10 protein-coding genes and 1 pseudogene are annotated in these 12,754 nt (G+C 62.9%); 8 read left to right on the top strand and 3 right to left on the bottom strand.

What is annotated here, in order from left to right; translation table 11 throughout:
* Positions 1–91 precede the first annotated feature (91 nt).
* Positions 92–1,333 carry a site-specific integrase gene (locus tag ABIA42_RS29450; RefSeq protein ID WP_247973351.1) on the top strand — a complete coding sequence of 414 codons (1,242 nt, stop codon included), beginning with the start codon at positions 92–94 and terminating at the stop codon, positions 1,331–1,333.
* Positions 1,330–2,673 (top strand): YhcG family protein, encoded by a 1,344-nt coding sequence (locus tag ABIA42_RS29455; protein ID WP_370118595.1) that lies wholly within the window; start codon positions 1,330–1,332, stop codon positions 2,671–2,673. The genes ABIA42_RS29450 and ABIA42_RS29455 overlap by 4 nt, the downstream gene beginning before the upstream one ends.
* A 62-nt stretch (positions 2,674–2,735) precedes the next feature.
* Here the strand turns inward: ABIA42_RS29455 and ABIA42_RS29460 are convergent, their stop codons facing one another.
* From ABIA42_RS29460 to ABIA42_RS29470, 3 genes and pseudogenes are all read right to left on the bottom strand, one after another.
* A complete protein-coding gene (locus ABIA42_RS29460) occupies positions 2,736–3,287 on the bottom strand; it encodes a hypothetical protein (RefSeq protein WP_354140899.1) in 552 nt (183 codons plus the stop codon).
* A 44-nt stretch (positions 3,288–3,331) separates the two neighbouring features.
* Entirely contained in the window at positions 3,332–5,113 is a 1,782-nt protein-coding gene (locus ABIA42_RS29465) for an ATP-dependent helicase (protein WP_370123865.1), read from the bottom strand.
* Between the two features lie 42 nt (positions 5,114–5,155).
* Positions 5,156–5,800, bottom strand: a pseudogene (locus ABIA42_RS29470) (transposase); the annotation flags it as partial.
* Positions 5,801–6,485: 685 nt separating this feature from the next.
* Here ABIA42_RS29470 and ABIA42_RS29475 point away from each other — a divergent pair.
* The 6 genes from ABIA42_RS29475 to ABIA42_RS29500 all read left to right on the top strand — a co-directional run bounded on the left by ABIA42_RS29475 (position 6,486) and on the right by ABIA42_RS29500 (position 12,730).
* Positions 6,486–6,878: a hypothetical protein gene (locus ABIA42_RS29475; RefSeq protein ID WP_370118592.1), complete on the top strand. Its 393-nt coding sequence runs from the start codon at positions 6,486–6,488 to the stop codon at positions 6,876–6,878.
* Positions 6,879–6,968: 90 nt separating this feature from the next.
* Positions 6,969–7,211, top strand: a complete 243-nt coding sequence (locus tag ABIA42_RS29480) for an acyl carrier protein (protein ID WP_370118589.1) — start codon at positions 6,969–6,971, stop codon at positions 7,209–7,211.
* Between the two features lies 1 nt (position 7,212).
* Entirely contained in the window at positions 7,213–8,745 is a 1,533-nt protein-coding gene (locus ABIA42_RS29485) for a class I adenylate-forming enzyme family protein (RefSeq protein ID WP_370118586.1), read from the top strand.
* A complete protein-coding gene (locus ABIA42_RS29490) occupies positions 8,742–9,776 on the top strand; it encodes a 7-cyano-7-deazaguanine synthase (RefSeq protein ID WP_370143687.1) in 1,035 nt (344 codons plus the stop codon). Before ABIA42_RS29485 ends, ABIA42_RS29490 begins: the two co-directional genes overlap by 4 nt.
* 3 nt (positions 9,777–9,779) lie before the next feature.
* Positions 9,780–11,552, top strand: a complete 1,773-nt coding sequence (gene asnB / locus ABIA42_RS29495; RefSeq protein ID WP_370118581.1) for an asparagine synthase (glutamine-hydrolyzing) — start codon at positions 9,780–9,782, stop codon at positions 11,550–11,552.
* Positions 11,549–12,730: an acyl-CoA dehydrogenase family protein gene (locus tag ABIA42_RS29500; protein ID WP_370118579.1), complete on the top strand. Its 1,182-nt coding sequence runs from the start codon at positions 11,549–11,551 to the stop codon at positions 12,728–12,730. The genes asnB and ABIA42_RS29500 overlap by 4 nt, the downstream gene beginning before the upstream one ends.
* The last annotated feature ends 24 nt before the right edge of the window (positions 12,731–12,754 follow it).

A 12,754-nucleotide genomic window follows, 5' to 3' on the forward strand; every position in this document is an offset into this window, starting at 1 on the left:
GGTTAGAGGGGTTGAAAACGGCTTTCCGATCCCAGCAAACGATCCCCGTTTCTCCTCGACCGATCCCAGTTGCGGGACCAGGAGGAACGCCATGCCAAGCCTGACCGACACAGCAATCCGACATGCGCTAAAGCGCGTCGAGATGAGCCAGAAGCAAGAAAACCTCGCCGACGGCGAAGGGCGCGGCACCGGTCGTCTCGTCCTGGTCCTCAAGCCCATGCCGAAGCGCGTCACGGCCGACTGGATGGCGCAGCAGTGGCGCGACGGGAAGCGTACCAAGAAGAAGCTCGGCGCCTACCCGTCAATGTCGCTCGCGCAGGCGCGAGAAATCTTCAAGCGCGACTTCGCTGACGTGATCCAGAAGGGCCGAAGCATCAAAATCGCGACCGACACGCGCCCTGGCACTGTGGCCGATCTTTTCGAGGGCTATGTCGCTTCGCTCAAGGCTGCGGACAAACCCTCCTGGAAAGAAACCGAAAAGGGCCTGAACAAGATTGCGGACACGCTCGGGCGCAACCGCCTCGCCCGCGATATCGAGTCAGAGGAAATCATCGAACTGATCCGACCGATCTACGAACGCGGCGCCAAGTCGATGGCCGACCATGTGCGGTCGTACATGCACGCGGCCTTTAGCTGGGGCATGAAGTCAGACAACGACTATCGGCAGCAATCCGCTCGGCGCTTCCGCATCCCCTTCAATCCGGCGACCGGCATTCCGACCGAACCGAAGGTCAAGGGCACGCGCTGGCTCGATGAGGACGAGTTTGTCCAGCTCTATCGCTGGCTAGAGTGCCCCGATACGCCTGTCCATCCGCCGTATACCCGTGCGGTCCGAATCCTCATGCTGACCGGCCAGCGAGTCGAGGAGATCGCGAGCCTCCACATCGACCAATGGGACGCTAAGGAGAAGATCATCGACTGGTCCACGACCAAGAACGACCAGCCCCATGCCGTTCCGGTGCCGAATCTGGCCGCAGAGTTGATCTCATCCATCAACGTCAATGAATACGGCTGGTTCTTCCCTTCGGCCAAGGATCCGTCGAAGCCCGTCAGCCACGGCACGCTTTATTCGTTCATGTGGCGCCAGCGGGACCGCGGCGTGATCCCCTATGTGACGAACCGCGACCTGCGCCGGACCTTCAAGACTTTGACGGGCAAGGCCGGCATCCCGAAGGAAGTCCGCGACCGCCTGCAAAACCATGCCCTGCAGGACGTCAGCTCGAAGCACTACGACCGCTGGAACTACATGGCCGAGAAACGCGCCGGCATGATGAAATGGGACAAGTTCGTCCGTGCCATGCTTGCCAAGAAGCACGTGAAGATGGCCGCATGAGTTCTACACCATCCAAGCCCCATCGCCGCGTTAAGACTGGTAAGGCGACCGTCGAGATCGACCTGCAGAGCTACTCTGCCTTTGTCGGCGATCTGAAACAGAAAATCGCAGCGGCACGGCACCGGGCCGGCCTTTCGGTCAATCGGGAGCTCGTCCTCCTGTACTGGACCATCGGTCGGGACATTCTCGGCCGACAGGAGCGAGAGGGTTGGGGCGCCAAGGTCATCGATCGGTTGGCGGAGGATCTCGGCCGAGCCTTCCCAGAGATGACCGGACTCTCGGCCCGAAACCTGAAATATATGCGCGCCTTCGCCGAGGCCTGGCCCGACAGCGAATTTGTGCAACAGGTTGTTGCACTATTGCCCTGGGGCCATAACGTCCGCCTTCTTGACGCCGTCAAAGCGTCCGAGGAACGCACCTGGTACGCCCGGCAAGCGATCGGGCACGGCTGGAGCCGTAACGTCCTCGCCCACCAGATCGACAGCAATCTTTTCGCTCGTCAAGGCAGTGCGCTGACCAACTTCTCGCGAACCCTTCCGGCCGAGCAATCCGAGCTCGCTCAGCAAATCCTCAAGGACCCCTATACGTTCGACTTCCTCTCGCTTGGCCCCGAAATGCTGGAGCGCGATCTCGAACGTGGTCTCATCGCGCATCTGCGCTCGCTCATCCTCGAACTCGGCAAGGGCTTCGCCTTCGTCGGCAGCCAATACCACCTCGAGGTCGGCGACCAAGACTACTATCTCGACCTCCTCTTCTATCACCTACGCCTGCGTTGTTTCGTGGTGATCGAATTGAAGATCGAGGACTTCAAACCGGAATTTGCCGGGAAGATGAACTTCTACCTCTCGGCCGTGGACGATCAATTGCGCCACCCCGATGACAAGCCAACCATCGGCATCATCCTGTGTAAGGGGCGCAACGAGGTCATCGTGGAATATGCGCTCCGGGATTCCACCAAGCCGATGGGCGTGGCTCAATATCAGCTCTCCCATGCGCTTCCGCCTCAGCTTGCAGGGGACCTTCCGACGGTGGAGGAGTTTGCACGCGAGTTCCCGCTGATGTCAGTGGTGAAGCTTCGCATTGAGATCGAACGAGCGCTCCGCGACCTCGCCGTGGCAAAGGGCGTCGCGGCGAACCGGCCGGTCGGCATCATGAATATGCTACGGGACCTACAACGGCACGGGATCGCACCGGCCAGCACCCAGGAACTGCTCAGGGCCCTGCGGGTCATGAACGAAGCCTCGCACGGGGTCGACGTCGACGCAGACGCTGCAAAGCAGGCCGTTGACATCGGCACAGTCTTCTTGGCCGAGCTTGGGGAGATAGGAGCCGGTGACTGACACGCTGAGCGATCAGGTACCGAACGTAAGAGGCAAGCCCCCAACGCGCAGTGCGTAACTCTTTAGCGAACCTGTCGTACCGACCGCATGACGCTCTCTGCGGTGCTAAGGCTCAAGCCCATATCAAGGCATAGCTTGAAGAACTCCTCCGGCGCGTCGGAAACATCGAGGTGATGCTCCCTTGTCAGATCCCTAGCAAATTTCCCGATTGGCACGACATCGCTCGATGTCACCCATTCTGGATTACCGACCTTTGCCTCGAATTTCGCGATTACGTCATCGGGAAGTTCAGGACCGAACAAGAAATATCTCAGATACGGAATAAAATGAGGGTGCGTGTAAATCTCGGATCCCGTGCACCCGTTGCGCTCGAATAGTCCTTTTCGAGAAGCCTTGACCCGACCAAAATTGTACCGAGGATCACTCCAATAGTTCAGTCTTTGTAACGGCACCGCCTTGCGCTCGCTCAACGAACCCAAGAGCGCCAGAATGGGCTCTTTGTTGGCGTTGTAAGCCGCATGCCCATCAGCATGATCGTGGTGCGAAACGCGAAGATCGATCCTTTGAAGAAGCTCGGCTTCGCTCTCGCTGAGATCAATATGATATTTCTTCACTTTTCCTCTCTTTTTTGGCGCGTGGCCCATCCTGTGAGGCGTTCCTAGTCCCGCTGGCTTCTCTGGTAGAGTTCGAGGACCCACGGCGAGTGGTGGTGCTCCTGATACACTAGGCTGAGGTGCTTCTTCGGCCGCGTCACGCCGACGTAGAACAGCCGCCTTGCTTCGCGAAGCCCTGCCGGGGTGCGGCTGTCGCGTTCGCTCGGGATGTCGCTGGCGTTGACACCATACATGATGACGGCGTCGAACTCCCTGCCCTTGGCGCTATGTAGGGTGCTGAGATTTACGCGTCCCGCTCCTTCGACACGCCCCGCGAAGTGAGCGAGTGAAAGATCGAGATCTCGCGTCGGATCTGTGTTGGTGATCATTTCGTCGCAGATGTGCCATTCTACTTCCGAATTTCGGGCAACGTCGCGCCAAGGCGTGACGATTTCTCGATGAAAGCGCTCCAGCCACGCATGCGTTGTCTCCTGCCTCCCGATCGAGGCATTGAGGAATGTCATAAGCTGCGCGGACAAATCCTGATGCTCGCGTTCGCTGGCATGCCGCCCGAATACGAGCGCAATAGCCTGCGACAGAACCCGCGCATAAGGTGGATCAGCGTCTCTCCATCCCCCGGTCACCCAACGAGCACAATCCTCAATGAAGCGCGCGAGGCGCGAGTTTCTTCTGACGAGGGCGTTGGTGTCTGTTCGGACGAAGGGAATATTGGCTTCTTTCAGCGCATGCGCGACCTTGTCGCCGAGCCACGCCGCTCGATAGAGAACCGCGATTTGCCCGAGCTCAAACCCTTGTTCGATGAGCTTTGGGATGATCGTGACGGCAATGGCTTGGGCCTGCGAGTCATGACCATACGGGACGTGCCAAAAGTTCAGATCCCCTTCGGGGGCCCCGTCGACACCGCGGTAATCGCGCTCTTCGCCAAGCGCGCCCAAAGAAGCGCGAATGATCTTTCCGCCCGACCGATAATTGAAGCGCAGCCTGATGGTCCGCACACCGGCGCGCCGCGTCAGGCTTTCGAGCAGTTCAGGATTGGCACCGGCAAAGGCATAGATTGACTGGTCGGCATCGCCAACGGCGAAAAGCCGGATTCCCCCCTCAAAACACAAGAGCAGAACGAGTTCATGCAATGCGTGGCCGAGATCCTGATATTCGTCCACAAACAGCACTGGGAACCGTGCGCGGAGAGCCTCACGGATCCAGACATGTTCCCTGATCATGCGGTAGGCGAGAAGCGGCATATCGTCGAAATCAAGCAAGCCCTGTCGGCGCAGTTCCACCTCATAGGCCTCGATGAAAGCCGCCAGTTCGGGATTGCGCCCACGCCACTCGGGCCGCGAGCGATCAACATCGCGCTTGCGCTTCTCGGACGCGAACTCCCACCGCCGGTGGGGATCGTCGGTGCCGTTGATGGCGTTCCGGTACGCCACCTCCACGGCAGCTCTCGCTTCCAATCGCGTCGCGAGCCTGAAGTTAGGAGGAAGGCCCGTGGGCACGCAGCGGACATAAGGACCGATCACCTGGCTCAGCGCAAAGCCATGCACCGTCCCTATGAAGGCGCGCACTCCAGGAGTGACGCCGAGGCGGGCAAGACGAGTTTCGAGTTCGATCGCACACTCGTTATTGTAGGTGATACAGGCGACGCCTCGCGGTTCGACCACGTCTTGCGCCAAAACCCGCGCCATAGCCGTCGTCAGGGTTTTGGTCTTCCCACTTCCGGGCCCGGCCAGCACGACACAATGCCCGGTTTCAATGACAGCGGCCGACTGTTCCGGGTTCTCCTGGAGCTCAGCCAGGGCCTGACGAAGCGCGCGATCACTAGACATGCGCAACCAGTCCAACGGGACTGCCGTACCAGCTCGCCAAGCATACTGGAGGCGCTCGGCGGCTGTTAGCAGCTTGGGATTAATCGTGGTCGCGCCGATGACGATGCGTATCTGGCGCATCGATTTGCGGAAGGCGTCAAGGAAGGCCCGACTGGCGTTCTCCATCAAATGCCAACGGTCGGCGACCTGCACCGCGTGCGGCAGGGCCTTTGCAGCGGCTTCGCCATATCCCCCGCCACGATCGCGAGCGACGACCGAGATCGTGGGATGAGCAGCCAGCCAGGCTTGGGCGGTCGCGCGCTCACGATCCGGCAGCGAGGTGACTACCCGGCGCCTCACCAGGTTGCAGATGATGCTGGGATTGCGCCGCCAGGCCCAGTCACCAATGCCGATAACCCTGAGCGGATCAGCTGGCGGACGGTGACGGCGTCGGACCACGCGCAGCAGCGTATCCTTACTCACTGTCAGCATCAGCCGTTTTGCGAAGCCTGCCGCCGGTCGACCGCCAAGCGCCAGACCGAGGTGATGGACAATTGAATCTAGTCTTCCCGTGCGCCGCGCCGATGGGGCCAGTACCCCTTCGGCGAAGCGCTCAGTAAAGATTTGGCGCCCCCACAGGACGGCATCGCAGCGGAAGCGGCGAGCGATCACCAGGAGCTGGACCATCCGCCCCGAAAGCGGAAGATCGGTATTTGCACCACTTCCAGCTATCATGCCCAGCTCTCTATGAGCCGTGATGATCGATTGCGTCCGGCGCGTTATCCTATCGCCAGATTTGACGAATCGTTCGTTTCTACAGTGCGAATTCCAGCGCCTCCATGCTTCGCGAGCGCCGGCAAGACGGACGCACACGACAACCCGAATGATGCCGGCTGAGGCTCCGATGCCGAGTGCCCCGGTGAGGTCGCGCCATAGAGCGCAGTACGCGCATGGCGGATTCAAACGGTCGTCGCAACACTCGGAGGTTGGAGGTTGCGACGACCGTTTGAATCCGCCCATTGGCTGTCGATCATAAAAGGCTACCAAAGTTAATAGGTTTTTCATTTGCGTTTCTCAGGTAACTGAGGGAGCGTTCTTAGAGACGCTCGCGCCGTTTCTTGCGTCCGGTTCTGTTGGATCGTTGCGTTAGTGGTTTGCTTACTTTTGTAGAAGGGCAGTCCGGCTTCGACGAAGGTCGGAAGGAGGCGGCAGGGTTAGTGTGATTGCTACGCATGTCTTTCGTGCGCTCAGGTCGCTGAGTCCGGAAGACCGGAACTCGAGCATCGGCGCTGCCAATGGCGATTCGATGCAATCCTGATCCGCGCCTCCTGAGAGCGGCGCGCCGACGTTCAATGGTGCCCAGCGGTTGGTTCTGATTCCACGGAGAACGGCAATGAACTACGACGAATTCGTAGCCACTTGGCCCCACAAGGAGCCTCCCCCCCGTCAAGCCCCGCCAACGGCCGCTGCCGCCCCCGGCGAGATCACGCTCGCAGGCTCGATCGTATACGCCAACGAGCGGATCTGCTGCTTCGAGGCGAGCGGATCACATTTTGAGATCGATCCGGAGGACGTGATCGATGTTCAGGTACATGCCCCGGCGGCCGGGCCGCGGGCTGAGAACGCGGAGGCGCAGGCCGCCGAGACGGAAAAAGGTCCTCACATCGCCATCCTCAAGGTGAGGCACGACACTGTGCTGTGTCGATGGGTCCCGGTGCCCGCGGCCCTCGTCGCCGCCTTGGGCACCTGGGTGAACGTCGTGCCGGCAAGCCAGAACGCCGCCTAGCCGGCGACGTCAGCTCAGTTCGCAGAGATACCGGTCTCTTTCGCGGAGACGGAGCGCACTTGCGCGCGCGGCCCAACGGGGAATCGTCACATGGGCATACGAGAGACGATCGTCGCCTACGTCGAGGAGGTCTCGCATGAGAAAGGCTTCGACCAATCCTGCAATCTTTTCGAAGCGGGAATGCTGGCCTCGCTCGACGTCCTGTCTCTCGTTGCGTTCCTCGAGGAAACGTTCGAGCTCGAGATTTCCGGCGAGGATGTCGATATGGACCATTTCGGCACGGTCGACGGGCTCGTTAGCCTGGTCGCACAAAAGCAGACCGTCGCCGGGTAGCATGCCGATGCTCGCCGTCCACGACATGCTGAGCAGGACCGCGCGGGACAATCCCGACAAAGAGGCGATCGTCCTGGGCGGCCAGCGCCTGTCGTTTGCCGAGCTGGAGGACCGTGCGACGCGAATTGCCGGTTTCCTGCGCTCACGCGTCGACCCCGGTGCGCGGGTTGCCATGCACGGGCCGAAATGCGTGGACGAGGTCGCGGTGATCTTCGCGATTGTCAAAGCCGGCGCCGTCATGGTGCACATCAATCCGGCGTTCCGAGACGAGCAGCTGCAGCACGTCCTAGCCGGAACGGAGCCGGCCGCCGTCTTCTTCCACCCGAGCAAGGAGGCGGCCATCGCCCGTGCGGCGCAGCGCGGGCTCCTGCCGGATGTTCTGATCCGCACTGGCGGCGCGCGCGCGTCGCATGGCCGGCTTGCCGCGCTTGCGCTCGGCGCGATCGGAGCAGACTGGCCGCGCACCCCGTGGCCGGCCGCGGCGGTGAGCGAGGACGATCTCGCGGCGCTCATTTATACCTCGGGGACGACGGCGCGAGCCAAAGGCATCAAGGTCACGCATCGCATCCTGTCGGACGCGACTGTGGTCTCGGCCGGGGTGCTGGAGAACGGCCCGCGCGACCGCTTGATCAGCATCACGCCGTTCTCATTCGACGGGGCCCTGAGCCAGCTGTTCACCGCGACGCTGGTCGGCGGCACGCTGGTGCTGCAGGACTCGACCTTCCCGGCCGACATCGTCCGAACGCTCGTGACCGAGCGCATCACGGGCTTTCACGCCATGCCGTCGCTGTGGCGGATGATGCTCAACAATCACGCGGCGCTGCTCGAGCCCCCGTTCCCCGACCTGCGCTATGTCTCGCTGATCGGCGAGGTGTTTCCCGAACGCGAGCTCTCCCAGCTCCGGCGTGCGCTCGGCACCACCGACTTCTACATGATGTACGGGACGACCGAAGCGTTTCGATCGACGTGTCTCGCGCCGTCCGAACTTTCCAGGAAGCCACGCTCGGTGGGCAGGCCGCTGCCCGGGGTGACGATCACGGTGGTCGACGAGGACGGGCGGTCGTGCGCGCCGGGCACCGTCGGCGAGATCGTGCACAGCGGGGCCTTCGTGTCGCCCGGCTATTGGAAAATAGACCGCAACGCCACCTTTCGGGCGGACGGCGTCCACACCGGCGATCTCGGGATGCTCGACGACGAGGGTTACCTGTACTTCGTCGGCCGCAAGGACACGATGATCAAGCGCCTCGGGCACCAGGTCTACCCCGAGGAGATCGAGCAATGCCTCACCAGGATCGACGGCATCGCCATGGCGGCGGTCGTGTGCGGGCAGGACGACCGCTGCGCGCCCACCATACGGGCGATCGTCGCGCGCGCGCCGGGTGCGACCGTCACCTACCAGGCCGTCGCGCGCGCATGCGCGCTCGAGCTGCCGCATTACATGCGCCCGGACGAGATCGAGTTCTGTGCGGCGATCCCGCTCACCAGCACCCACAAGATCGATCGTGCCGCACTGGCGCTCGCGGCGGCGCCATGAGACACTGCATCCAGTGCGGGCTTTCGGCGGGCTTTCCCGACATCTCGTTCGGCGACGACGGCGTGTGCTCGATCTGCCGGGAGTTCGTCCGGCGCGACACGACGCCCGCGCGCGCGGCACAGCTCGCCGATGCACTGCAGCAGGTCATCGCGGCGAACCGGTCGGATGGGCGCCGATACGACGCGGTGGTTGCGTTCAGCGGCGGAAAGGACAGCACGTTCCTGCTGAAGGTGCTGCAGGAGAAATTCCGCCTGAATCTCCTGGCGGTCACGTTCGACAACGGCTTCCTGTCCCGCGCAGCCTTCGAAAACATGCGCAAGGTGGTCGCAGCGCTTCACGTCGACCACGTGATCGTCAAGTATCGCCAGGATCGCCTCAATGAGATCTTCCTCGCGAGCGCACTGGCGCGTGTCTACCCCGACTATCTCGCCAAGTTCGGCAGCGGCGTCTGCATCTCGTGCATCCGCATGGTCATGACCGCGGCGCTGCGCACGGCGATCGCGAGGCAGATCTCGATGGTCATTCTCGGCAACAGCCCCGGCCAGGTGCTGCGGTCCGAGAAGGAGCTGATCTACCGCGACAACACCATTCCGTTCGCGATGCGGCGGCAGCTGTTCGCCAAGCTGGCGGAGCGCACGGGCTCGTGGATCTACGACCATGTGATGCTGAGACGCGACGAATACCAGACGCGTCCCTTCCCGTACATCGTCAGCCCGCTGCCGATCCTCGGCTACGACGAGGCGGAGATATATCGAAGCATCATGGGCCTCGGATGGCGAAGGCCGGCCGACGTCGATCCCAACTCGACGAATTGCCGGCTGAACGCGTTCGGCATCATCCGGCACAAGAATCTTTACGGATTCCACCCTTACGACTACGAGATGAGCCAGATGGTCCGCCTCGGCTCGCTTCCTCGCGACGTGGCCGCCGAGCGGCTGGCCGACCCGGAGGGCGCGGCGATCGACGTGGCGACGGACGTGGAGCGCGAGCTGATGTGCGGCTCCTGCTGCCGCCGTGCCGGAGGGGCATGAGCCATGTGCGGAATCTGCGGCGTCGTGAACATGCGCAAGGATGAGCCGGTCTCGCCCGCGGTGCTCTCGCGCATGAACGCGCAACTCGCGCACCGCGGGCCCGACGACTGTGGCTTCCATATGGACCGCTTCGTAGGGCTCGGGCACCAGCGGCTGTCGGTCCTCGACGTCAAGAACGGCCGCCAACCGATCGCCAATGAGGACGGCAGCGTCTGGGTCACCTACAACGGCGAAATCTACAATTACCCCGAGCTGCGCGAGGACCTCGCCCGCCGCGGTCACCGCTTCACGACCCGCTGCGACACCGAGGTCATCGTTCACGCCTACGAGGAATACGGCGAGCGCTGCGTGTCGCAGTTCAACGGCATGTTCGCCTTCGCGCTGTGGGACCGGAGGCGCGATCTATTGCTCCTTGCACGCGACCGGCTCGGCGTCAAGCCGCTCTACTACGCGATGCGCGGCGGGCAGTTCGTGTTCGCCTCGGAGATCAAGGCCGTTCTGGCGCACTCAGCGATCAATGCCGCCGTCGACGTCAACGCCGTGGCCGAAGCCCTGCTATGCACGACGCTGCTCGACTCCAAGACGATGTTCAAGGACGTCCAATCGTTGCCACCGGGATCGATCGTCGTGGTTCAGGACGGGCTGGTCAGGAAGCATCGCTACTGGTCGCTCGAGCGCGACAGCCTCAAGCACGGCGACTCGTTCGATGAGTGCTGCGACCGCGTGCGGCATCTGCTGAATTCGGCGGTCCGCATGGAAATGGCGAGCGACGTGACGCTGGGCACCCTGCTGAGCGGCGGGCTCGATTCCAGCCTCGTCTCCGCCTTCGCCGTCAAGCATGCGCCCGGCTGCCTCAAGACCTTCGCGATGGATTACGACCTCAACGACAAGGCGCGGTGCCGTCAATCCGATGCCCACTACGCCGGCATGGTTGCGCGGGCCTACGGCACCGATCACACCGAGCTCCTCTTTCGGCCGGACGAGTACTTCGACGTGCTGGATCGGGTAACCTGGCACGTCGAGAAGCCGGTCGAGCTCACATCGCCTTCGCTCTATCTGCTGTATCGCGGCGTGAAGCCCAGCGCCACGGTGGTTATGTCCGGCGAGGGCGCCGACGAGCTGTTTGCTGGCTACTACTTCTTCCTCAACGGCCCGGAGCCCGCAACCGAGTTTCCGTGGGCGCCCTACCTCGACAAGGTCTGCGCCCTGCTGGATCCGGCGATCGAGCGCGCGACGGCGTCCCGCGACCGGATCCGCTCGACGCTTGCGCAGGAGATGGGCGCGCTCGACACCGACGACGCGCTCAACAAGCGGCTGTATCTATTCCTCAAGTATTACCTGGTTGACATGCTCGAGCGCCTCGACAAGATCAGTATGGCGTGGGGCGTGGAGTCGCGCGTGCCGTTCCTCGACCACCGGTTGGTCGAGTACGTCGTGCAGATGCCATCCGCCTTCAAGTCCACCGCGGAATCGGAAAAGATCCTGCTCAAGCACATCGCCGACGATCTCCTCCCGGTGCCGGTCGTGACGCGCAAGAAGCGCCCGGTCCCGATCCCGGTCGACGCCAGGACCCTGGTGGCGGAGCGCAACCGCGCCGAGCGGCTGGTCCGATCGGCCAACTCGACGATCGCCCGCTATTTCGACGCCGACAAGGTCTCCGACTTTCTCCGCAAGCGGGGCCCATGCGCGGCCAACGACGATCTCGCGGTCTATCGCACGGCGCATGCCCTGATTGCCCTCGACGCATGGCACGCCGCGTTCGGATTCGCCGCATGACCGGCATCGACGACATCCTCGCGAGCGGCGCGGCATTCGTCGCCAAGGCGATTGCGCCGATCGCGGCCGCCGCCGACGAGGCCGAGGCATTTCCGCTCGACGCGTTCCGGCAAATGGGCACCTTCGGCCTGTATGGCACGCATTATCCGGCGCGATATGGCGGCTGCGGGCTGGACTACACGACCTACATCGGGTTAATCAGGGAGGTCGCGAAGGCCTGCGCCGCGACCGCGATGACCGCCCTGTCGCATGCGACGCTCGCGTGCGATCCGATCTTCGCTGGCGGCAACGAAGAGCTCAAGCGCCGCCTCCTGCCGCCGCTCATCGCCGGCGAGAAGATCGGCGCCTTCGCGATGACCGAAAGCGAGAGCGGCTCGGACATATCGTCGATCCGGACCAAGGCAGAGGAGACGGACGAGGGCTACGTCCTTAACGGCGCCAAGCTCTTCATCACCAATGCCAATATTGCGGACGTGGCCGTGGTGGTCGCCAAGACCTCGGATGCGGCCAGTGCCCTGGGGCTGAGCCTGTTCGTGATCGAGAAGGGGACGCCGGGATTCCACGCCAGCGGCCGGCGCGAGCGCAAGCTCGGCATGCGCGCCTCCGACACCGGCGAGCTTATCTTTCGCGACTCGCCTGTTCCCAAGCAGAATCTGCTCGGCCGCAAGAACCGCGGCTTCGACATCCTGCAGCGCACGCTACCCACGGCTCGGCTCGGCATGGCCGCAATCGCCATGGGCATAACCGAGCGCGTGCGCGATCTGTGCGTCGATCACGTCCTTCGCCGCCGGCAATTCGGCAAGCCGCTGTACCGCTTCCAGCTGATCCAGCGCATGCTGGCGGACATGGAGATGAACATCAGCGCCGCCGACCTGCTGCTGAACAAGGCGACGCGACTGCGCGATGAGGGCAAGAGCTTCTTCAAGGAAGCCGCCGAGGCGAAGCTCTTCGCCTCCGAGGCGGCGGTCGCGGCGACCCGGGACGCCATCCAGATCCACGGCGCCCAGGGCTACTGCCGCGACCTCCCGCTCGAGCGCTTCTTCCGCGACGCGAAGCTCACCGAGATCGGCGACGGAACGTCGGAAATCCAGCGGCTGATCATTGCCGACGAGATGATCAAGGCGCGCACCCGCCGCGCGCAGGGGCTGAATGGGAGTTCGCGGGCCGATCCGGGTTGACCGGCGGCAGAGAGTCCAAGGAGA

The sequence above is a fragment of the Bradyrhizobium sp. USDA 327 genome, from assembly GCF_041262065.1.
Classification (GTDB): Bacteria; Pseudomonadota; Alphaproteobacteria; order Rhizobiales; family Xanthobacteraceae; genus Bradyrhizobium; species Bradyrhizobium liaoningense.